Below are 23,057 nucleotides of genomic sequence, written 5' to 3'. Positions count from 1 at the left end.
ACACAGATGCTAAAAGGAGATTATGTGGGCATTGAAAAGGAAAGACCGATCTCAGTTCCTGAGCGTACGGTAAATCGACCGCGTCCAACCATTTTGGTCGTCGATGATGAATATTTTAATTTTGAAATGCTCAAAGCAAGCCTTGGGGATGAGTTTTCATTAAGTTATGCAAACTCAGGCGCATCGTGTTTAACTTCAGCCATTGCAGAGCCGCCAGATGCTATACTACTCGATGTGTGTATGCCGGGTTTAGATGGTTATGATACTTGCCGCTTACTAAAAAACACCCCAGAAACAGAGCAGATTCCTGTTGTCATGGTGTCTGGCCTTGAAACCGAGCTTGAACAAAAAGCGGGGTTTGATGCCGGGTGCGACGCCTATGTAGTGAAGCCTTTTTCTGTTAAAACATTAATAGAGAAAATAAAAACACTGGTATAGGAGGCCATATGTTTCATGAGGAGAAACGCGACTTTCGCCGCATGCAAATTCATACCCCTGCAAAACTGATCCCATTAGATGTTGTTAATGGTGAAGAAATTCAGGCTATGTGCACTGATTTAAGTGCAACAGGGCTGGCAATTCACCTTGATGAAGTTTTAGAAATAGGCAGTCTGTATCGGGTGTTAATTGCCTCGACTAGCACGGCGATTACTTCATTTGATGCGACAGCCCGTGTGATTCGAGCAACCAAGGAGCAAGATGGCTCCTTGAGTGCCGGTTTAGAAATTGTAAGTTTTAACTAGTAAACCTTACAGATCAGGCCTTTAAGATAAAAGCCTTCTGGGTAGCTGCCAGCAATTGGGTGGTCGGCAGCTTGGTTTAATCGTTCCATGATCAACAAGTCTTTACCTGCATCAAGGGCAGCATCCGCAACCACTTTTTGAAATAAATTTTGTTCCATTAACCCAGAGCACGAGAAAGTGAGTAAGGTTCCACCTGGTTTTAAGATTTGCATCGCAATCATATTAATATCTTTATAACCACGACATGCACCGGTTAGTTGCGCTTTGTTGTCAGCAAATTTTGGTGGATCCATAACGATAGTATCAAATTGCACACCTTCATCACGGTATTGGCGCAATAACTTAAAGACATCTTGTTTCACGAAATCAACTTTAGATAAATCAAGGTTGTTATGCTCAACGTTACGCTTAGCGGTATCAAGTGCTGGCTGTGACACATCGACGTTAGTAACGTGCTTACAACCGCCACGCAAAGCATAAAGCGAGAAAGTACCTGTGTAGCTAAAGCAGTTTAATACTGTTTTGCCTTTAACGAAGCGCTCAAGAGCTGCACGGCTATCACGTTGATCTAAGTAAAAGCCAGTTTTGTGGCCTTCAAGAATGTCTACTTCGAGTTTTAAGCCATTTTCTTCAATGATGACTGGCTCTGTTGGTTCTTTACCCCAAAGTAGGCCCTTGATTGGCTCAAGGCCTTCTTTTGTACGAACATCAACGTCCGAACGTTCATAAATATCGCAGCCTGGGAAAATGGCCATAAGTGCAGCAACAATTTCACCTTTATGGCGCTCTGCACCGGCACTAAGCAGTTGGCACACCAGTACATTATCAAATTTATCGATAGTGATGCCTGGCAAGTAGTCAGACTCAGCAGCACTTAAACGAAAACCTGTTAAGCCGCCTTCGCTGATCACCTGTTCGCGCGCAGCATAGGCACGGCGCAAACGTTTTTCAAAAAATGCTTGGTCAATGATTTCGTTTTGATCGAAGCTCCATACGCGAGCACGAATTTGCGATTGCGGGCTGTAAGCTGCAATCGCTAAAAACTTACCGTCATTGTCATAGATAGTGACAGTGTCACCTAGTCCTGGCTTACCTTTTACTTTTTTAATGGCTTTAGAGAACACCCAAGGGTGTTTTCTTTTTAATGATTTTTCTCGTCCAGCTTGCAGGTAAATAGCAGATGACATAGGGATTCTCGCGTCAAACAAAAGGGGGCATAGTTTAATGAAGCACTGGCAAACATACAATGAATGTTTTGAACAAATCCAGTAAGCACGCTAAAGTAAGCATAATTTCAATCAGTTAATGGTGATAGCCAGTATATGCAGCCAGAAATAGACTTTGCAGCTTTAGAAACTCAGTGTCGAGACTTTATTTTGTCTTTACTCCATGCCGATGTCGCACACGATATTAGTCATATTGAGCGAGTAGTGAGGGTTGCAAAACAATTATGTATTGCCGAGCAGGCAGAAATGGCTGTGGTGTTACCCGCAGCTTGGTTACATGATTGTGTTGCGGTTGCTAAAAACCACCCAGACAGGGCAAAAGCATCGACCATGGCTGCAGATAAGGCGTTAAGCTTTTTAGCTTCAATTAATTATCCTGAGCAGTATTTTAGTGCTATTCATCATGCTATTGCGGCACATAGCTTTAGTGCCAATATCAAAGTCCAAAGTGTCGAAGCGCAAATTGTGCAGGATGCAGATCGAATGGATGCATTAGGTGCAATTGGTGTGAGTCGCTGTATGAAAGTAGGGGGCTCAATTGGTCGCTACTTGTATCATAAAGACGACCCATTTTGCTTAAACCGCGAACCTGACGATACAAAATACACCCTCGATCATTTTTTCATTAAGTTGTTGCACATTAGCGAGAGTATGAACACGCCATCAGCAAAAGATGAAGCCGAAAGACGTACAGCTTACATGCTCGAATTTTTAGAGCAGTTAAAAACCGAAATTGGTGAGTAACATGGCTATTCCATCTTTACGTGGTGTTGATCATTGCCACTTAAATGTTGATGATTTAGCGGCTGCTCTAAAGTGGTATCAGCAAGTACTTGGCTTTAATGTTGTACCAGAGCTTGCTTTTTGGGATGAAGGAAAAGGGCCTTTAACTTTAGAAGACCAAGCAAAGACAATTCGTTTAGCACTCTTTGAAGCAGACGGTAGAAGCAAAGGTATTGCCTTTGGCGCAAATGCAGAACAGTTTTTAGCATGGCTTGAGCATCTCGCTCAGTTTGATATTAAAACATTTGTTGCTGACCACGGTGTTACTTATTCAATGTATTTCAAAGATTGTGTTGGAAACAGCCATGAAATAACCTCCCATGATTATGAAGCTATAAAATCAGCTCTTACCTAAAGGTATTAATAAATGCACTTTTCATAGTGTATTTTAACCTTCATGCCACTTCGCCTTATAAAAATCAAGAAATACATTTTTCACTATCCTTCATACGGCGTTTTCACTCATTCCTATGTTGTTATTGACTTTCAATTAATTTCATTTTAATTCGATGTTTTTCATTTTATGTTTTTTATTTGCGATTCTTTCGTTTTTGAACCTTAATTACTTGGTGGTTTATATTTTTTGGTTCTTTATTGCTACTAAAGGATAAGTCCACAGAATCTAGAAATAAACTTTTATCACTTACAGGAGCTAGCATGAGAAAAATGACAATAAAATTGGCAGTAGTCGGTATGTTGAGTAGTTGGAGTGTCCTGGCTAATACGGTTGAAGACAGGGCCGCGTCGATTTGGTTTAACTTTAATGATGTAGGTCGCGGTAACACGATCATGCAGGATGTGTATGTGCCTAGCAATGGACTTACTAAGTACACCTATTATTCAGTGCTTAACTGGAATGCGGGCATGGAAGGTGGGGGCTATGCTGGCATACAAGATCACCCTGATGGCCGCAATTACATATTTTCCATATGGGATCCGCGCAGCTCTTCAAAGCCAATTGTAGCCCGCTATCTTGGTCATGGTACTGAATCTGAAAATTTTGGCGGTGAGGGTACAGGGCTAAAAACATGGAACTTTGATTTAGGGTGGCAAGCTAACCAATGGTATACCTTAGTGGCAAAGGCATGGCCGGTAGGTTCACATACTCATTTCGGCTATTGGGTGCATGATCAGGCTGCTGGAGAATGGTCGCACTTGGTGACCATGGATTACCCTGTAGCTGATGTACGTTTTGAAACGACAACAGGGTCATTTGTTGAAGATTGGTGGTATAGCGGCGAAAACGCGAGAACTGTGAGGCTCAAAAATGGCCATAAAAAGCTCGAAAATGGTAGCTGGATTGGCTTTGATTCTGCAAATTTTAGTGTTGTCCAACACCAACCAAAACGTAATTACGACAATAACTATGATGCAAGCGCAAACCCAAGTTATTTTACTATGACAACTGGCGGGACAACCTCACCTACGTTAAGTATTAGCAATCAAACCTGTACGGATGCATATGGTAACTTGACAGCGTTTTGCGGGAGAAATTCACTTTTTCCGTTAACAAGAAACAATGTAGCGGATACCCCCAATCAACCTAATATTGAGTTCACCATCACTGATGCCACTACGCGAAGCGTAAGTTGGCAAGTGCCGCAAACGAGCACACCTCAATTTAGCTATTCTGTGATGATAAACAACGTACTCGTTGCATCAGCAAGCCAGCCAGAAAAGCGCCAAGTAGATATTATTGCGAGTGAAAATGACAACGTTATCATTACCCTCGAAGATATTTTCGGTCGAACAGTTTCGCACTCAGCGACTGTCACGATTGATAATACGTCAGCACAACACTACCTGATCGACAGCGCCACATTGACGGTAAGTTCTAACTCGCAATCAGAGCCTTATCATGAATTGGCAAACGCATTTGATGGAGACAAAACCACGCTGTGGCACACCAGTTGGTCAACTCCACAAGTGCCTAGTTACCCTCACGATGTCATCATTGATCTTGGTAAACACTATGAGTTATCAGAGCTTCATTATACGCCACGCGCTGTGGGCGAAAATGGATCAATTGCAGACTATGAAGTGTATGTAAGTCATGATGGTGTAATCTATGATGAATTAGTTGCTACGGGTACTTGGGATGCCAGCAAACAAGGCAAAGTGGTTGCACTTAATAATACGCAAACGCGCTTTATAAAATTGGTTGGCTTGTCAGAAGTAAACGCGAATATATGGGCAAGTGCGGCAGAGATTGAGCTATATCACACTGGAAAACTTGATAGTTCGAGCTTTGTTGTGAGTAGCGACTCGCAGGCAGAGCTTGGCGAAGAAATTATCTACGCCTTTGATAATAATCCAGCCACCATTTGGCACACGAATTGGTCTGGCAGCACAGTGCCTGAGTACCCTCACTCGGTTGATATAGACTTAGGTAACCCGCAAAGCTTTTCAAAAATCACCTATCTACCAAGAACCATTGGCGTAAACGGCACTATTGCAGACTATGAGGTGTATGTGAGTGACGATGGTATCAACTTTGGCTCACCCATCGCTGTTGGTACATGGGCTGCGAATACACAAATCAAGCAAACACAGTTTGCACCTGTTACTGCACGGTATATTCGTTTAGTCGCACAAAGTGAAATTAATGGTCGCATTTGGGCAAGTGCAGCAGAGATTGCTGTTTATAAGTAATTGATACCATATAAGAGATAAGGGCTCAAAAGAGCCCTTATCCAACATTTTAATTAATGTTAACTCCTTGCAGAGTAAAGCTATATTCATACTCTGAAGCTGTCAGCGTGTATTCTGGCAGTGCTGTTGTATGCCAACTGTTAACGCCGCCAACACCCATTTGCCCATAATCAATATTCAGTGATACGAGTGGACGAGGCTGAAGTTCACCGGAATGTGTTTGGCTTCGTCGCATGCCGGGGTCTAGATCACTGATCCTGTAGTGTAAAGCACTCATACCAAAATGAGGTGCACCAGTAATTCTTAATCCTATACCTTGCTGATTGGTCAAGTGAAGCCAGCGTACTTGCGTTTTATAGCCACTTTCTTGCGGTCTGATGTAAGGATGATATTGCTGTGACACTTTAGAGTGATATAAACCAACATGTGCTGCGGTATGTCGATCACGATAATTTTCCTGTGGTCCCCGGCCAAAGTAGGTAATATTGTTAAGCTCGGCAAATAATTCCAAATTCATACCGACGCGAGGGAGCATAGGCATGTCTTGCATAGATGAACTGAATTTGTAATCGACCTTTACTTTGCCATCAGCTGTGATGATATAAATAATATTTAATTTTCCAGAAACATCTGGCACATCAAACTCAGTGGTAACAACAACTTTGTTTTCAGCTTCTACTAAAGAGAATTTTGTACGCTGTTGACGCTCTGAGGCGTATTTCCAAACCCTTAGCTTATCTTGCCAATTTCCGCCGAAGTCATTATCAGTAGGAGCGCGCCAAAAGTTGGCTCTGGCAGGTGTTTTAATTAATTCAACCTCGTTAAAGCGATAGCCTGTTAACTCTGCTCGCGCGTGATTAAATCTTACTACAAAGTTATTACCAATAATCTCGCTATCGGTAACGGTTCGATAAACATTGAGTTTTCTTAAATCAGTTTGTTGTTCTTTCGCACGTACTTTTTGTACTAAAAATTGCTCTTTTGCGATTTCAAAACTTTTTCCTATTAGTGGCTCATTAAGCCGCGTCACCACACTTATATTCAAAAATACTTCATCATTGATTTCTTTTGGAATTGAATAGTTAAGCGTGAAGTTAGCGGATTGCTGTGGTGGTATTTCAAGTTTATTGATGCGGCCTTCTTTAAACACCTTACCATTGCTCATCAATTGCCAATTTAAACGGTAATGGTTGAGGTTTTTGAAAAAGTTTTCATTAAATACAGTTAGCTCTTTGTCATTGAAAGAAAACAAAACAGATTGATGAACTTTTTTAATTTCATGAAGAGCAGGCTCCGGTGTGCGATCAGGTAAAACAATACCATTTAGAAGAAAATTACCATCTGAAGGAGTGCCTGGAACACCAAAATCCCCACCGTAAGCATAGAAAGTTTTGCCCTCAGAGCTGGTGGTTTGTATACCTTGATCAACCCAGTCCCAGATAAAGCCACCTTGTAACTTGTCGTACTTACGTATTTGATGCCAAAAGTCAGCAAAGTTACCCACACTATTGCCCATAGCATGCGCATACTCACTCATGATCATACTGCGCTCAGGGTTTGACTCTGCATACTCTTTTAGATATTGCGGAGTAGGGTATTGAGGTACATAGAGATCGGTATTCCATTCAAAAACAGCGCGTTCGTACTGGATAGGACGAGATGGGTCGCGAGATCTTACCCAATCATAACCATGATAAAAATTGTAGCCATTACCAGCTTCATTGCCAAGTGACCAAATAATTACTGAAGGATGATTTTTTGAACGTTCGACCATGGCCGAAATTCGTGCAAGATGGGCTTTTTTCCAGTCGGGGTTATTTCCTAATGTGTGGCCCTTTGCCAAATTATAATACATGCCATGTGATTCAATATTGGCTTCATCAACCACATAAATGCCGTATTTATCGCATAATTCGTACCAGTAAGGATCGTTAGGGTAGTGAGCGAGTCTCACGGCATTAATATTGAATTGCTTGAATAGTTTTATATCCAATTCCATGCTTTCTCGGGAAACGGCATGCCCTGTAATAGGGTCATGCTCATGCCGGTTGACCCCTTTGATCAAAATAGCTTGGCCGTTAATAAGCAGTTGGCCATTTTTAATTTCTGAGGTTCTAAAGCCAATCTTTTTCTTAACGTATTGACTTAACAGCTTCTTATTATCAAAAAGTGATATGCTTAATTCGTAAAGAGTGGGCGATTCAGCAGACCAGGCTTTTATATTTTTAAATTGTTTGTTGAATTGAACTGTTTGGCTGAGCTCTTTTTTGGCTAAAGTTTGCTGGGTTTCGAAAATGATTTCATGGTTAGGATTTTTGAGCTGAATTTGCAGTGTCTGCTCTTTATTTGATGGGCTTAAATCAACAGCAAGGTTTAGATTTCCATCTTTGTAGTTATTAACTAAGCCGGCATTTACAAACACATCTTCAATATAATCTTTAGGTGTATAGTACAGGTATACATCACGCTGGATCCCGGAGATCCGCCAAAAATCTTGAGCCTCTAAATAACTACCATCGCTCCAGCGAAACACTTGAACTGCCAGTGTATTTGACCCTGACTTTACATAATCAGAAATATCAAATTCTGCAGCGGTTTTACTTCCTTGGCTATAGCCTATCTTATGTCCATTTACCCAAAGGTAGAACGCTGATTTAACGGCGCCAAAATGTATAATTACTCGCTTATCAGTCCACAGCTCATCTAAATTAAATGTTCTACGGTAATGGCCAATTGGGTTGTCGTGCTGTTGAATAAAAGGCGGGTTTTTCGCAAAAGCGTAGGGGTGGTTAACGTATATAGCACGATCATAACCTTGCAACTCCCAATTTCCTGGCACTTTAATTGTTGACCAATCACTATCATTAAAAGTAGGGCTCTCAAAGTCTTTCAATCTTGATGCGGGGTTCTTAGATAAATGAAAACGCCAGATACCATTTAAATTCAAATAGTTTTGCGCTTGATCTGGCGCTTGTAAATTTGTAACGGTGAAGGGAAAAAAGCTTGCCCTAGCGGGTAATTTATTTATTCCGACAACTTTTGGATTTTCCCAATCATTGCTAAGTGCTGCAAAGGCACAGTTAGACCAAAGACAGACGATTAACATTCGTTTGATTAAACTAACACGGTTATTTATTAAGTTAATCATAAATTGATTTACCTGAATTTTGTTTCATAATATTTCAAATTAGATTATCAGTCTTTCAAAATATTTCAAATATGCTTTATTGTTTTATTTGTAAAAATTAAAAAGAATCATGTTGAAGTTGAAAGTCCAACTCTTGTCAGTCAAAAATGGCTGCTTTGGCTGATAATAGATTCAATTTTGTTACTTTACGCTTATCCTGCTTCTAGTGAAGTACCTTACTTACGTAGTTCCTTTTTCGAATACTTTCGATTTAAGCCCAAATATTTTCCCTTTAGTTCCATATTGATTGATCGTTGATTTTTAACTAGTTTTTTATCTAGCGATAAAAATGCGACCATTTAATTAAAATAAAATGAAAGTTTTATTGTGTTTTCTATTGATTTTTTTCTTTCGAAAGGTGTAAATTAATTGTTATACATCTACAGATGTTCTTTCATGGAATAACTAATTCGGAGAAGTGCAATGGTAAATTACAATAAGAAGTACCTAAGCTTGCTCATAGGTTCGATACTTTCGACCTCCTCAGCAGTCGCATTAGCGGCAAATGAGCAAGACCCACAACTAAAAGAGACTGACGATGATGCTGTTGAGGTAATTGAAGTTCGCGGTATTCGTAACAGTTTGAAAGAATCTTTATTTATTAAGCAAAACTCAATACAGGTTGTTGATGCAATTGTTGCTGAAGATATCGGTAAGTTTCCTGACCAAAACGTAGCCGAAGCATTACAACGCATTTCGGGTATTACGATTACGCGTAATGCCGGAGAAGGGCAAAATGTCACAGTGCGTGGTTTAGGTGGGGACTATAACATTACAACCATAAATGGCCGACGTATGGCTTCAGAGCATAGTAGCCGTGACTTTAATTACGACTTGATTGCAGCTGAGCTGTTAGGTGGCGTTGAAGTATATAAGTCTCCCGTTGCACACACTCAAGAAGGGGGAATTGGATCTGTTATTAATATCAAAACACGAAGACCGATGGATTTTGATGGCTTCACGGCATCAGGTTCTATAAAAGGTATTTACGAAGATCGAACCGAAGATGTAACACCTCAAGCTTCATTTCTATTAAGCGACACGTTTTTCGACGACACATTTGGTGCCCTTTTCACTGCAGTTTATTCTGAGCGAACTTTAAGGATCGACAGTTATGAAGGTGAAGGCTTTTGGAATGAAACAACGGAGTCAGATATTACGGTTCGCCAAGATGTGAATGGTGATGGGGCATTTGATCCGTTAGTTGATAACGAGTGGGGCTCAATCATACCTGGCTATATGCGTTATGGTAACCAAGAAGATACTCGTGAGCGTATTGGCGGAAGTTTAGCATTACAATGGATCCCGAACTCTGACTTTGAAATGAATTTTGATAGCATTTATTCATCATATAAAACGGATGCAACAGAGTCGCAAATTTCGTTTGTTACATATGATGAAAGTTGGACCGAAGGCATACCTGGCGTTAAAGATGTTGGTTTTAATGATGAGGGTTTAGTTAATAAAATGACTTTATTTGGTACTGGAGCGATGGCTGAAATACTTAATGTATCGTCGCCTCGAGTTACCGAAACGTATCAAGTTGGTGTGAATGCAAAATGGTTTGTTGCTGATAACTTTAGTGTTGCATTTGATGTTGCGCACTCGAGTTCAGAAAATAAAAATGATGGTCACAATAGATACATTGTAGCACGTGGTTTTGTTGATGAAATTATGCTGGATAAATCAGGTAATAACCTTTTACCTGATGTATCAATTTCTCCTAACCTAACTGCGAACTCTCCTTTTGGCGCCCACTACAGCTATAACAGTGGAACAGGTGTTAAAGATGTCGTAAATGAACTTCGTATTGACGCACAGTGGATGCCAAATGTTGATTGGATCAAATCAATCGATTTTGGTTTAAATATTGGTGATCAAACGAAGACTACAAATGTTAATTCGTCAGAAAATGCCAGTGCATTTAGTAATGCTGGAGCGCAACTTGATTCTGAACGTTATGATCACTTCAGCGTAGATTACTCATCAGTTGAAAATATTAACGGCTTTGACCTATTTAGACTCCCTGAAAGTGTGTTAATTGATGGTGACTTTGAGAACTTCTTTAAAGGTGAACCCGGTCAGCACCCTAGTCCGTGGCCTCGTTTTGACTACGATGAGTTATTCGCATTTTATGAATCTATTAGTCCGGAAGCTGCTAATCAGTTAATTAAAGCGCTTCCGCGCCCTAAAGACTCATATGAAGTAAATGAGCAAACCAATGCAATTTACGCATCCGTGAATATAGAAGACAAAGTTTTTGGCTTTCCTTATGCTTTAAATTTAGGTGTTCGGGCTATTGAAACAACTGTAGGTAGCCAAGGTTATTCACTTAATTTAGACAAAGTTGTATTTGTTCCTGATAAACAAGGTAATCCAAGCTACGAAGGTAAAGTTGAAGATTATCAAGATATTGTGGAATTTGAGGATACGTATACGGATGTATTACCAAGTTTAAATCTAAAACTAAATTTAACAGATACTTTATTACTTAGAACAACAGCTTCAAAAGCAATTACTCGCCCAAGTATCCAATCACTCAAGGCTTGGAGTTACATCAACTTCAATAAAATGGAATATCACGCCTCAAATCCTGGACTCGAACCGCTTCGTGCTAATCAAGCAGATTTAGCTCTTGAGTGGTATTTTTCTGAGAATGGTGCACTCACTGCTGTTTATTTTTATAAAGATATCGAGTCATTTGTCATAAATGGTGAAAATGGATCAATAGATATCAATGGAGAAACCTTCAAAGTACAGTCATCTATCAATGGTGACGGTGGAGGTACCATTGAAGGTTATGAGATTGCGTATCAGCATGCCTTTACGGAATTACTACCAGCGCCATTTAATAATTTAGGGGTGCAACTTAACTACACCTATGTTGACTCAGGGTATGATCAGGTTCCTCAAGATCATCCTGAATACGACTTTAGAAGCCTTGGCCTTCCTTATCAAGGAATGTCCGAGCATTCTTATAACGCAGTCGTGTACTACGAGACGGATGAGTTTCAATTACGTTTTGCCTATAACTGGCGCGATGAATATGTTGCAAATGCAGATGCGTGGGGCGGCCCGCAGTGGGTTGCAGACTATGGCCAGTTAGACTTCAGTGCTAGTTACGATATTACTGAATCAATCAATTTAAATGTTTCAGGTAATAACTTAACCAATGAACGTGGCTGGCATTATATCTCTCGCTCTGATCAGGTTCATAAACTTGATAGCGCTGGGCGCCTATTTACCTTTGGGGTTAATGTCAGGTTTTAATAGCAGTAGATAAATTCACGGTAATAGTTGTATTGCCTAATTTAAAAAGAATAAATATAAGTGAGTAAATTTATGAGCTTAACAAATAAATTATCTGTGCTCAGTATTGCGGTAATAACAGCAACACTGTTCGGTTGCGGGACCGAAGAGCCTGAAGGCTCAGTTGGATCTACAGGAAAGCAAGTTGTTGCAACCCCAGGATCGATTGATCGAGCCCCTTCAGTATGGTTGCGCTTTAATGATAACGCGGCTGGGGACATAATCATGCAAGATGTGTATATCCCGGCAAAAGGTTTAACACCATATACATACTATTCGGTTCTAAATTGGAACGCAGGTATGGAAGGGGGCGGTTATGCTGGCATACAAGATCATCCCGATGGCCGTAATTTTATATTTTCTTTGTGGGACCCTTCAAATGGTGAACCTATCACTGCACCATATCAAGGTGCAGGTACTAAAGTAGAAAACTTTGGTGGCGAAGGTACAGGGTTAAAATCATGGAATTTTGAACTTGGATGGCAGCCTGATCATTGGTATACGCTGGTGGCTAAAGTTTGGCAAAAAGATGGCCATACGCAATTTGGCTATTGGTCAATGGATAAAGAAACGGGTATTTGGACACATATAGTCACCATGGATTACCCAGTTGAAAATGTCTACTTTAATAGCAATACAGGCTCGTTTGTAGAGGATTGGCTGGGGACGGGCGATCAAACCCGCACTGCATTATTTACCGCTGGTCATAAACGTCAGTTGGATGGTTCTTGGGCAGGGTTTACTAAAGCAGATTTTAATGTCATTCAAGAGGAAGCAACTGCAGCATACAATGAAAGCTATGATGCGACATCAACGAGTGAATATTATCGGATGAGCTCTGGCGGCAGTATTTCTCCTGATGAAATTGAAGCAGCAGATGTATTATCTCGTCCTTATTCTTCTTTCTCACCGCAAAATAGCCCTTTGGCAGCAACGATTGACTCTATTGATACTCAAAGTATTCGTTGGACAATTCCGGCAACATCTACGCCTATGTATAAATACACGGTTATCGTCAATGGTGAGGTGGTTAGTAGCGGGCAAGATTTATCAGTGCGTGAAGCAAGTTTCAGCGCGATTGCAACAGATGCTGTCGTTGAGTTACAACTTGAAAACATTCTTGGCAAAGTTACTAGTTATACAGGCACTGTAGCGGCTGGACTTACAAATAATGATGATACAGTATATTTTGATACTGAATCAGAGCCTTTAATTAGTGGTGAAGCTATGACAATTGACGCAATGAGTAAAGGAGAAACGCGTCTGTATGAGGTCATGGCTATAGATTCTGCAAATAAACTAACCGTAGAACTAAGTGGTAATGCTGGTGATGCAGATATTTATGTCACTGCAAAAGAAGCTGCTAACCCTGATAATGCAGAAGGTATCGGCTATGGTGGCACGAGCAATGAAACTTGTATCGTTGCTGTAAATGTTCGTAAAGAGACGCCTTATACAATCCTCGTTGTTGCACGCTCTGATGTTGAGGGTTTGAGTTTAACTGCTACACATGATGGCGAAGAAAATGGCATGCTAAATAGTGCTAATTTTGTAGTCACGGGCAACACACCTGCACAACCGGGTAATGACTTAAAATATGCCTTTGATGGCGATGATTCAACCATGTGGCACACCTCTTGGGGTGATGATATGCAAGAGTATCCTCATGAAGTTGTTATCGATTTAGGCGAAACAGTTGATGTAAATCGCTTTGAATACACGCCACGCCAAGACGGCGGACGCAACGGAACGATTGTCAGCTTTGAAATTTATGTTTCAGAGTCGTCAGTTGATTATGGTGAAAAGGTTCATTCAGGTACCTGGGCTGATAACACTAACTTGAAATTAGAAGTCTTTGGCCCAGTAACAGGTCGATTTGTTAAATTTATCGCTTTAGAAGAGCGTGGTGGTGGTGCATGGGCTTCAGCTGCTGAACTGCGAGTAGGCATTGATGATGGCAACGTATATGAACCTATTGATGGCTCAGGCACAGGTGATGAAGGTGAACCTGTCGAAGAGCCTGTTACTGAAGCAGTCGAAGTAAATAGTACGCTTTTAGATAATACGACATTTAGCTACTCTTCAACATCTCCTGCACAACCAGGCAATGAGTTGGCGCTTGCTTTTGATGGTCAAGATAACACGCATTGGCATACCAATTGGGATGATACATCCGTTGTATACCCACATGAGGTGGTCATTGACTTAGGTGAAAACTATGCTGTAAACCGTTTTGATTATGCGCCACGAGATGGTGGCGGTAATGGCACAGTGGTGCAGTATGAGTTATATGTAAGCGAAGACGAGCAGGCTTTTGCTGACGAACCTGTATCAAGTGGCAGCTTTGCTGATAATGGCGATGTTAAAACGGTTACGTTTAATGATGTAACTGGACGTTTTGTTAAGTTTGTTGCACTCGCAGAGCGTGGAGGAAATCCTTGGGCGGCAGCAAGAGAATTAAATGTGGGAGTTAATTTAACTCAGGCAATTGACATGAGCACAGTTTCTGCAACATCAAGTTCTGCAGCTGAGGTTGGAAATGAACTTGAGCTTGCATTCGATGGTGATATTGACACGCACTGGCACACATCATGGAGTGACAGTTCTGTCACTTACCCACACGACGTTGTTATTGACTTAGGGCAGTCTTATGAGGTTGCTCAATTTGACTACACGCCTCGTCCAGGTGGCGGTAATGGTACTGTTGTTAAATATGAAGTGTACGTAAGTGAGACAGCAACTGAATTTGGTGAGCCTGTTGCACAAGGTGAATGGGCTTCGAATGGTGATGTAAAATCAGCCATTCTTCCAGCGACAAATGGGCGTTACGTTAAATTTGTTGCACTTGAGGAGCAAGGTGGTGGTGCTTGGGCATCTGCGGCAGAGTTCTCTATTCGTGTAAATCCATAAACTGTTTTAAGAGGAGCACTATTCGTTATAACGAATAGTGCTTTTTTTGTGGGAAAGAAAATGAACAATCACAGAATAAAAACAGCTGTTTTATCGCTTTTTTTGACCTCCTTGGTCGCATGTGGCAATCAGCAGCTACAGTTAGAAGATAAGAATATAGAAACAACGATCAGTATTCCAGTGGCAGGAAATAGTTGGATTGATAATAATATTGAGCTGTCAGATAAGTTGATAGATAAGCGTGGTGTGACCCGCTGGTTTGCGGAACAAGGCAGTTTAAGCACTTATTTTTACACATCTAAAACAGGTGAGTTAAATGTCTCATTGCAAACCTTCGTCAAAGATAAACCTGCAGCTATAGAAGTATCTATTGCAGGTCAAAGTAAAATCATAACAGTTACAAATAATCAGCCAATGACGGTGCCAATAGGAACGTTTAACCTTGATAAATTAGGTTATCAAAAGTTAACTATCACGGGGTTAGAGCAAGCAGAAATGCTTTTACCAGCCATAAGTGAGGTTAAAATCGGCGGCGAAGTGGTTTTAGGTAAAGTTAGTTATGTCAAAGATGACTTTTACTGGGGACGTCGCGGCCCTTCGGTTCACCTTCAATACCAGTTGCCTACTCAAAATATGAATTACCCGTGGTTTTATAGCGAAATAGAAGTGCCAAAAGGAGCCGATGCGATAGGCTCGTATTACATGGCGAATGGTTTTGATGGGGGCTATTTTGGTATACAAGTAAACTCTGATAATGAGCGCAGAGTGTTGTTCTCAATTTGGAGTCCATTTTCAACAGATGATCCTTCATTAATCCCACCCGAGTATCGAATACAGACCTTAAAGCATGGTAAAAATGTGCATGTAGGTAAATTTGGCAATGAAGGATCTGGCGGACAAAGCTATATGCGATACGATTGGAAAGCTGACACACGATATGGCTTTTTAACTCATATTAGGCCAGTTGAAGGAACTGAAAGTACTGATTTTACAGCATACTTTTATGATCCTATGGTTGAAAAGTGGCAATTAATTGCAAGTTTCAGGCGTCCAAAGACGAGTACATATCATCAAGGCGCCTATTCATTTTTAGAAAACTTCATACCTGGGGCTGGGCAATTTGAACGCCGTGCAATTTATACAAACCAATGGGCTAAACCTGAGCGAGGGGAATGGCAAGAAGTGACCCAAGCTAAGTTTACTTACGATGCTACAGCCAAAAAAGAAGCGCGTTTTGACTATCAAGGTGGTACTACAGAGAAAGGGTTTTACCTAAAAAATACAGGCTTTTTTTCCGCTCCCACTCCATATGGCAGCGAGCTTGAAAGAAGCCCTATGCACATTCCTAAGATAGATCTTAAGTCTTTACCTTAGTAATAATAGAGCCTCCAGAGAGGAGGCTCTATTTATCGAGTAAATGTATTTTTGATTTCTATGATGCTATCTATTTGGCCGATAAATAAATCAACTAGTTGCGGGTCAAAATGCTTACCAGCTTCGTCTTTCAATAAGTCGAGGGCTTCTTCAACCGTCCAGGCTTTTTTATAAGGGCGTTTTGAGGTTAAAGCATCAAACACATCTGCAATTGTCACGATACGCCCTTCAATACTTATTTCTTCGCCTTTCAGGCCATACGGATAACCCGTACCATCCCATTTTTCATGGTGTTCAAGGGCAAGCTTATGAGCCAGTTGTAATAGCGGCGAAGTTGAGTTCTCTAAAATTTTCGCACCTATTAAGGCATGTTGTTTCATATGCTCGTATTCGTTTTCGTTTAAGCGCCCAGGTTTTAATAGTACTGAATCAGGAATGCCTATCTTACCAACATCATGCATAGGCGCTGCCTGTTTAAGCTGTTCGGCCTCGTACTCGCTCATGCCATAGGCAAGGGCGAGTACTTTACTGTAACGGCTCATTCTTGCAATGTGCTCACCGGTGTCGGTGTCTTTATATTCTGCAGCGCGGCCTAAACGTTGTATTAAATCAATATGGGCTAATTGCAGTTGTTCAGCTTGTACTAAAGATAAATGATTTTTAACCCGTGCTCTGACAATCGCAGGGCTAATTGGTTTGGTAATATAATCGACTGCACCTAGAGCAAACCCTTCGGACTCATCCTGTTCATGGGAAAGTGCGGTAACAAAGATAACAGGAATATGAGCGGTTTTAGGGTTTGCTTTTAACACTTTACAGACTTCGAAACCGCTCATATCTGGCATCATAATATCGAGTAAAATCAACTTAGGAGGTTCATTCTCAATAAGCTGAAGAGCAAGCTCGCCAGATTTTGCAAACGATAAGCGATAATCGTTTGCGAGTACTTCACGGATCACTTTTAAATTGGCTGGTTCATCATCGACGACCAAAATTCTTGCACGTTCTGATATTTGCGTCATACGTGTTCCTTAGCAGCTTGGAGAGTGTGCTTTAAAGCTGATAAAGCAGTGCTTGCTGCATCAAAGTCAAAGTTTTCAAAATGTGCACAAATTTCAACAACCTGATCTTGGTAGGTTGCCGGTGCTTGGGATTGCACCAGGCTTAATAAATCATCGTCTATTTCTGCATGCTCAGCTTGCGCTTGCAGTGCCTCAATTTGGCTAATAAATGCGCCCAGCGACGTTTCGTGTATGGGTTGCTGTAGTGAACTAGGCTGCGGCTGTTCTGCAAGCAATGCAATCAGCGTTTGCCATTCCTGTTCGCACTCGGCAATGAGTGTAGGGAAGCTTTCCTTTTCACGATCTTTCTCAGCGTTTGATAACAAGTATAATAATTTTGCTAGAGCTAAATTACCCGCGACTCCTTTAAGAGTATGTAAAATTGCTTTTTGTTCGTCTTCACTGAGAGTCTGATCCTTCAGTCGTAGAATACTCTGTTGATGATTACTAAGGAATAAGCCAATTTCCGTATTTAACTTATCTTTAGTGCCCCACATCAAAACACCTTTGTCGTAGTTGATGTGTTTTTTCTCATCATCGCTTTTATTACTAGTGACTTTATTTACTTCTAAACCAAGCACTTTCGCAATTTCATGGTTCAGCTGGTTAATGTCAACGGGTTTATTTGCAAAGCCATTCATACCGGCTTGTTTAGTGGTAATTTTATCTTGCTGTAAAACACTTGCCGTCAACGCGATGATAGGAGTGACTTTTAAGCATCTGACTTTTTCAATTTCACGGATTTCTTTAGAGGCCGTAATGCCGTCACATTCAGGCATATGAATATCCATTAAAATTACATCAAAATCTTGCTGTTTGAATGCAGCAATGGCCTCAATGCCGTTTTGAGCTGTACTGATGGTGTGCCCAGCTTGCGATAATAAAATGTTCAATAGTTCAACATTCTGTTCAATGTCATCAACCACTAATATGCGAAGTTTTGGTAAGTTTAATTGATTGCCAGGTAAGGTATCGACTTGGCTGATGTCACCTTCTTGTAATGGTAGGGTAAAGTAAAAGCAGCTGCCTTTACCTTCTTCACTGATAGCACCAATTGAGCCGCCCATTAGCTCAACAAGCTGCTTACTAATAGTGGTGCCAAGGCCTGTGCCTCCGAAACGGCGTGTCATGGTACCGTCAGCTTGCTCAAATGGCTGAAAAATAGCATCTAAGCGGTGCTTGGCTATGCCTATCCCGCTGTCTTGTACTTCGAAAAACAATTGTTTATTTTGAGTTTGACTCACCGTAATTGTGACAGATCCTTGCTCGGTAAATTTAATAGCATTGCCAATTAAGTTATTCATTACTTGGCGAATTCGAGATTCATCACCAATATAAATAGTTGCAACATTTTCAGCTATGATCAAATTAAGCATAATATCATTGCGCTTCGCCTCGAGCCAAAAGGTCGATACTATGTTGTCGAGTAGCGCTTGTAAGTTAAAGTGCTCAGCCTGAATATCGAGTTTACCTTTTTCTAACTTTGCAGAATCAAGCACTTCATTGAGCAAATGCAGCAGTGAACGAGCCGATTTATTCACGGTTATAATATGCTTTTGTTGCTCTTTACTGAGTGGGCTATCCATTAATATGTCGCTAAAGCCGATTATGGCATTCATTGGCGTGCGTATTTCATGGCTCATATTTGCCATAAATGATTGTTTTGCTTGTGCTGCAGCTTCAGCTTCTTGTTTCGCTTTTTTGAGCGATTCTTCATATTCGTGACGAGCGGTGATATCGATCAGTACACCATCAATCCACTTTTGTTCAGAAGCACTACTTTCATTAATTATTCCTTGGTCTAAAACCCACACAACGTTTCCATTTCGATGGCGAATACGGTACTCAACCGCATATTGGTTTTTTTCTACGATTGCTTTGTCAATCACTTCACCAATATGCACTACATCATCTTTATTAATGATTTGAGCAAATGTAACTGTGCCATCGGTAAACTCTTCAGGTCTGTAACCAGTTAAGTCAGCAACACTGGGGCTTATAAATTTCATTGTCCAGTGCTCATCTAGCAAACAACGAAATACAACGCCGGGAGTATTGTTCATTAAGGTACGATATTGCTTTTCTTTTTCTTCGAGACTTTGCTGCAGTGCACGTTGCTCAGTTAAATCGGTTATAAAGCCAACAAACAATGCTTCTGCGTTAGGCTGTTTCACTTCACCAAGACCTAACCGAATCGGAAATAAATGACCATCTTTATGTTTTGCAAATACATTACGGTTAACGCCGATCACTTTTTTAACTTTATGCCTGCTACTGTCAGCTAGGTAACTATCATGTTGCGCGGCTATATCGTCGTTCATTAATAGTTTTACGTTTTTACCCAGTACTTCGTCTTGGCGCCAACCAAAAATAGTTTCTGCGGATTTATTAAAGCTGAGAATAATGCCATGAATATTAATTGTTACGATGCCATCTATTGCAGTGCCTAAAATGGCATCTAAGCGCGACTCTTCTGCTGATTTTTCTGCCAGTAATAATCGAAAACGCACCATGCCATTAATAATCCCAACCAGAGCGGTTAATAATACGGTGGCAAATGAAACGCTAATGTCGATAAAAGTGAGTTGTGAGGTTTGAACGTTTTCAGATAACAAAGGTGAGGTTGCAACAAAGCGAGTGGCAGCCATTCCCATATAGTGCATACCAGCCACAGCAAAGCCAAAGATAATGGCGCAAATGATGCGGGTTTGTAATACAGTGAGTTTTTTAAAGTGCTCACCTAGGTGTAAGCGCGCATATAAGCCGACAAAAGATAATGCAACAGCGACCACAATAGATGCTGTAAACCAAGCAGGGTCGTAGCGAAGAAGAGGGCTCATTTGCATGGCTGCCATGCCCGAATAGTGCATCGCACCAATGCCAGAGCCAAGTAATACAGAGCCAATGAGTAGTTTTATTGCTGTTGGTATTTGCTTTACGTCTTTACTTTTCAAAAATGAAAAAGTGGTATAACAGGCTAAAAATGCAGGAATAAATGAAATAAATGTTAGAGTTGGGTCGTAATCAACGTTGGTGCATAAAGAGAAAGCCAGCATGCCGATAAAATGCATACTCCAAATCCCACCTGACATCACCAAGGCACCTGTTGCGCTGCCTAATTTACGGTATGAATTAAAGTGAGTTCTGTTTGCTAAATCAATGATATGAAGTGAAAAATAAGCAGCAAAAATAGCCGTAGCAATAGAAAGAGCAACTAAGCTTGGATCGTAAACGCCACTCACAATTAAGTTTGGGTCTTGACTGGTAATGAAAAATTTCGCGAGCATAATACTTTTTTGAGATGGCTTATAACAGTAGTCTAATACAAATTTTAGTAATTTAAAAAAACCTATCGCTTAAGTACATAGGATTTAAAACCTTGGCTATATTTAATTAAAAAGGAGTGGTTTGAGGTGGGTAGATGAGAAGAACCGAGCAAACTTTAGTTGAACAAATGTGAATTAATGATGTAGAAATCCATCACAGAATGAGCTTATTAGGGCTGACCTCAAATAGTCTCTCATCATTATTAAACTACAAGCCCATTATAGAATCAGTCAGTGAATGATACACAAGGGCATTTAAAAGGCGACGAAGTCCTTAAATATATAGGCCAATACTTACTTGAAAATATTCGTGAGACTGATATACCGTGCCGTTATGGCGGCGATGAATTTTGTATCATCTTACCTGATTGCAAGTTAGATAGCGCCTTTACTATTTGTGGAAAGCTTATAGCTGCATTCGAACAACAATACCCTGAGCTTCATCTAAGTTTTGGTCTTATTGCAGCGCCACCTGATAGCACGGTAGATGCTGAAGAGTTAATTAATCGAGCCGACAAAAAAAATGTATCAGGCAAAAGAGCATAAGGGTTCATACATTATGCGTTAGCGAGTCATACGCTTTACAAAAACAACGACGAATAAAGCAAGCGAAAAGCTACCACAAAATGCTTCTATGGCTGCGATTAACCTCGAAAAACCTATTGGCGTAATGTCGCCATAGCCAAGGGTTGTAAAAGTCACCACGCTGAAGTAAAAACTATTCAACAATGCCGACAAATTGCTTTGAAATGAGTTTTCAAAGCTCAGTTGCATCACAGAATCTTGATAACTTACCCCGAATAAGAAATAACAAAATGCACAGCAAATAATGAGTGACAGACTAAAGCGAATGACATTTTCGGGCTTTTCGCCATAACCACAGAGCATATCTATAAAGCTGGAAGTAATTTGCTTGGTTGAGCCTTTTCGGTATTGCGCATGACGCATTCTTAATTCTTTGTAGGTGAAGTTGCCGGCGAGCTCAAAAAGCCCTTGATGTTCAGAGGCTTTTCTTAAATTGCGATATATTTCTTCAGATTGCTCAAATAAGTCACGTGCTTCATCATGCTGTTTATTTTTGCGTGCTTTAAATGCGGCCGCTTCTTGTAATAATTGGTCACCCAATTCGATATTATCAATTCTGCTGTCGTTGAGCTTTATACCTAGTAAGTTGGTATTTTTTAAATCACAGTAATGCAAACTCGCGCTATGTAAATTAGCTTTCATTAATGAAGCATTGGCTATTTTATTATTAAATAGGTGAGCGCCCGTTAAATTCGCACGATAAAAATTACAATAGGAGAGATCATAACCTTCTTCGTCATCCTGCTTTATTAAGTTAAGTCCTGAAAGGTTCGCTCTTTGCAATTGCAGGCCTTCTAATAAGCCACCTTTTTTTGCATAGCGCTCTAATTTTTGGGTTAGATCTAGCCCTGATTTATCAAATTTACTATCATGCCAAAAGCAAAATCCAGAGCCCATATCTGTTTCTTGGCACTTGTTACCTGTTGGTGAGGTATAACTACAACATGGTTTGTCAGGCATAAAGGTGAAAACTTATTTGTGAGTCATCTTTATAGATTAGCAGCTATTTAGCAGGGTAAAATGGAATCTCTTATTTTTATTAATCGAATTGGCTGACCTTTGTTGGATTACACCCTAAAGCGCAGTAAACGCAGAACCACAGTGGCAATTAAAGTTGCCGAGCAGAAATTGACCGTTTATGCGCCTTTTTATGTTTCACAAACTGAGATTGATGCCTGGTTAAAGACTAAGCAAGGTTGGGTCGCTGAACAAATAGCCAAACAATCCATTCATGCTGAGCGCCGTCAACTACCACTAGTAAACGCCACTATTAAGTTGTTTGGGCAAAACGTGCCGATAGTATTCGCTAAAGGCCCGAAAAGCATGTGGCAACAAGATGCACAGTCTCAGCTTACCTTATCAATATCATCACGTGTCAAACATCAAGAAGCTAACTACCTCGCTTTGCTGGAGCAGTTTTTACATGAAAAGCTTGAGAGCTATATCGAAATGCGTGTTCATGATTATTGTGTACAGATGTCTGAATCGCTCCCTACAAAGCTTAAAATTCAACATTATAAACGTCGTTGGGGCAGTTGTAATAAACGCCGCGAGCTGACTTTTAACTTACATTTAGCAAGTGCGCCAACCTGGGTGATTGATTATGTGGTTGTACATGAGCTTGCGCATCTTTTACATATGAACCATAGCGCTAAGTTCTGGCAACGTGTGAACCAGTATTATCCAAATTATAAAAAAGCCGAGCAATGGTTAAAAGCAAATGGAAGTAGTTTGAGTTGGTAGCTTAAGTTAGCGAGAGTAAAGTTAGAAAGAGTAAAGTTAGAAAGAGTAAAGTTAGAAAGAGTAAAGTTAGAAAGAGTAAAGAGTGGTGGAGGGAGCTGGATTCGAACCAGCGAAGGCTGAGCCGTCAGATTTACAGTCTGATCCCTTTGGCCGCTCGG

The 23,057-nt window shown here is 40.6% G+C and carries 15 protein-coding genes; 10 read left to right on the top strand and 5 right to left on the bottom strand.

Going from position 1 to position 23,057, the window contains the following annotated elements; all coding sequences use genetic code 11:
* Positions 1–30: 30 nt before the first annotated feature.
* Positions 31–438: a two-component system response regulator gene (locus HUS62_RS12315; protein ID WP_282658462.1), complete on the top strand. Its 408-nt coding sequence runs from the start codon at positions 31–33 to the stop codon at positions 436–438.
* A gap of 8 nt (positions 439–446) precedes the next feature.
* Complete coding sequence (locus tag HUS62_RS12310; RefSeq protein WP_054564030.1) at positions 447–743, top strand: PilZ domain-containing protein; 297 nt, start codon at positions 447–449, stop codon at positions 741–743.
* Here HUS62_RS12310 and HUS62_RS12305 read toward each other — a convergent pair.
* On the bottom strand, positions 740–1,930 hold the full coding sequence (locus tag HUS62_RS12305) for a class I SAM-dependent methyltransferase (protein ID WP_175079746.1): 1,191 nt from the start codon (positions 1,928–1,930) through the stop codon (positions 740–742). The two genes, HUS62_RS12310 and HUS62_RS12305, sit on opposite strands and share 4 nt — an antisense overlap.
* A gap of 135 nt (positions 1,931–2,065) precedes the next feature.
* Here HUS62_RS12305 and HUS62_RS12300 point away from each other — a divergent pair, with 135 nt between their 5' ends.
* From HUS62_RS12300 to HUS62_RS12290, 3 genes are all read left to right on the top strand, one after another.
* Positions 2,066–2,713, top strand: coding sequence for an HD domain-containing protein (locus HUS62_RS12300; protein WP_175079745.1), 648 nt, complete (start codon positions 2,066–2,068; stop codon positions 2,711–2,713).
* Positions 2,706–3,107 carry a VOC family protein gene (locus HUS62_RS12295; protein ID WP_175079744.1) on the top strand — a complete coding sequence of 134 codons (402 nt, stop codon included), beginning with the start codon at positions 2,706–2,708 and terminating at the stop codon, positions 3,105–3,107. Before HUS62_RS12300 ends, HUS62_RS12295 begins: the two co-directional genes overlap by 8 nt.
* Before the next feature lie 302 nt (positions 3,108–3,409).
* The gene (locus HUS62_RS12290; protein ID WP_175079743.1) at positions 3,410–5,404 is read left to right on the top strand and encodes a DUF3472 domain-containing protein; all 1,995 of its coding nucleotides are present in this window, start codon (positions 3,410–3,412) and stop codon (positions 5,402–5,404) included.
* Positions 5,405–5,453: 49 nt separating this feature from the next.
* Here HUS62_RS12290 and HUS62_RS12285 read toward each other — a convergent pair whose 3' ends face one another.
* On the bottom strand, positions 5,454–8,552 hold the full coding sequence (locus HUS62_RS12285; protein WP_175079742.1) for a glycoside hydrolase family 2 TIM barrel-domain containing protein: 3,099 nt from the start codon (positions 8,550–8,552) through the stop codon (positions 5,454–5,456).
* Positions 8,553–9,014: 462 nt separating this feature from the next.
* Between HUS62_RS12285 and HUS62_RS12280 the strand changes: the two genes are divergently transcribed.
* The 3 genes from HUS62_RS12280 to HUS62_RS12270 all read left to right on the top strand — a co-directional run bounded on the left by HUS62_RS12280 (position 9,015) and on the right by HUS62_RS12270 (position 16,184).
* The gene (locus HUS62_RS12280; protein ID WP_175079741.1) at positions 9,015–11,861 is read left to right on the top strand and encodes a TonB-dependent receptor; all 2,847 of its coding nucleotides are present in this window, start codon (positions 9,015–9,017) and stop codon (positions 11,859–11,861) included.
* Between the two features lie 72 nt (positions 11,862–11,933).
* Positions 11,934–14,810, top strand: coding sequence for a discoidin domain-containing protein (locus HUS62_RS12275; RefSeq protein WP_175079740.1), 2,877 nt, complete (start codon positions 11,934–11,936; stop codon positions 14,808–14,810).
* 60 nt (positions 14,811–14,870) lie between these two features.
* On the top strand, positions 14,871–16,184 hold the full coding sequence (locus tag HUS62_RS12270; RefSeq protein WP_175079739.1) for a DUF3472 domain-containing protein: 1,314 nt from the start codon (positions 14,871–14,873) through the stop codon (positions 16,182–16,184).
* Between the two features lie 32 nt (positions 16,185–16,216).
* On the opposite strand, the gene HUS62_RS12265 is transcribed toward HUS62_RS12270, so the two are convergent.
* Entirely contained in the window at positions 16,217–17,206 is a 990-nt protein-coding gene (locus tag HUS62_RS12265; protein WP_175079738.1) for a two-component system response regulator, read from the bottom strand.
* On the bottom strand, positions 17,203–20,532 hold the full coding sequence (locus HUS62_RS12260; protein ID WP_175079737.1) for an MHYT domain-containing protein: 3,330 nt from the start codon (positions 20,530–20,532) through the stop codon (positions 17,203–17,205). Before HUS62_RS12260 ends, HUS62_RS12265 begins: the two co-directional genes overlap by 4 nt.
* Before the next feature lie 273 nt (positions 20,533–20,805).
* Between HUS62_RS12260 and HUS62_RS12255 the strand changes: the two genes are divergently transcribed.
* Positions 20,806–21,117 carry a GGDEF domain-containing protein gene (locus HUS62_RS12255; RefSeq protein ID WP_175079736.1) on the top strand — a complete coding sequence of 104 codons (312 nt, stop codon included), beginning with the start codon at positions 20,806–20,808 and terminating at the stop codon, positions 21,115–21,117.
* 18 nt (positions 21,118–21,135) lie between these two features.
* Here HUS62_RS12255 and HUS62_RS12250 read toward each other — a convergent pair whose 3' ends face one another.
* Positions 21,136–22,116: an ion channel gene (locus HUS62_RS12250; protein WP_054564024.1), complete on the bottom strand. Its 981-nt coding sequence runs from the start codon at positions 22,114–22,116 to the stop codon at positions 21,136–21,138.
* A gap of 102 nt (positions 22,117–22,218) precedes the next feature.
* On the opposite strand from HUS62_RS12250, the gene HUS62_RS12245 reads away from it, so the two are divergent.
* Positions 22,219–22,899 (top strand): M48 family metallopeptidase, encoded by a 681-nt coding sequence (locus HUS62_RS12245; protein WP_175079735.1) that lies wholly within the window; start codon positions 22,219–22,221, stop codon positions 22,897–22,899.
* The last annotated feature ends 158 nt before the right edge of the window (positions 22,900–23,057 follow it).

Source organism: Pseudoalteromonas sp. 0303 (genome assembly GCF_013349995.1).
Lineage (GTDB): Bacteria > Pseudomonadota > Gammaproteobacteria > Enterobacterales > Alteromonadaceae > Pseudoalteromonas.
The sequence above is the reverse complement of the archived record's forward strand: the minus strand, read 5'-3'. Positions and strand labels throughout refer to the sequence as shown.

Bases quoted from the DNA above. Each gene is read 5' to 3' on its own strand.
- HUS62_RS12270 (WP_175079739.1), top strand. From the start codon at position 14,871: ATGAACAATCACAGAATAAAAACAGCTGTTTTATCGCTTTTTTTGACC.
- HUS62_RS12250 (WP_054564024.1), bottom strand. From the start codon at position 22,116: ATGCCTGACAAACCATGTTGTAGTTATACCTCACCAACAGGTAACAAG.
- HUS62_RS12260 (WP_175079737.1), bottom strand. From the start codon at position 20,532: ATGCTCGCGAAATTTTTCATTACCAGTCAAGACCCAAACTTAATTGTG.
- HUS62_RS12265 (WP_175079738.1), bottom strand. From the start codon at position 17,206: ATGACGCAAATATCAGAACGTGCAAGAATTTTGGTCGTCGATGATGAA.
- HUS62_RS12300 (WP_175079745.1), top strand. From the start codon at position 2,066: ATGCAGCCAGAAATAGACTTTGCAGCTTTAGAAACTCAGTGTCGAGAC.
- HUS62_RS12280 (WP_175079741.1), top strand. From the start codon at position 9,015: ATGGTAAATTACAATAAGAAGTACCTAAGCTTGCTCATAGGTTCGATA.
- HUS62_RS12285 (WP_175079742.1), bottom strand. From the start codon at position 8,552: ATGATTAACTTAATAAATAACCGTGTTAGTTTAATCAAACGAATGTTA.
- HUS62_RS12275 (WP_175079740.1), top strand. From the start codon at position 11,934: ATGAGCTTAACAAATAAATTATCTGTGCTCAGTATTGCGGTAATAACA.
- HUS62_RS12290 (WP_175079743.1), top strand. From the start codon at position 3,410: ATGAGAAAAATGACAATAAAATTGGCAGTAGTCGGTATGTTGAGTAGT.
- HUS62_RS12310 (WP_054564030.1), top strand. From the start codon at position 447: ATGTTTCATGAGGAGAAACGCGACTTTCGCCGCATGCAAATTCATACC.
- HUS62_RS12305 (WP_175079746.1), bottom strand. From the start codon at position 1,930: ATGTCATCTGCTATTTACCTGCAAGCTGGACGAGAAAAATCATTAAAA.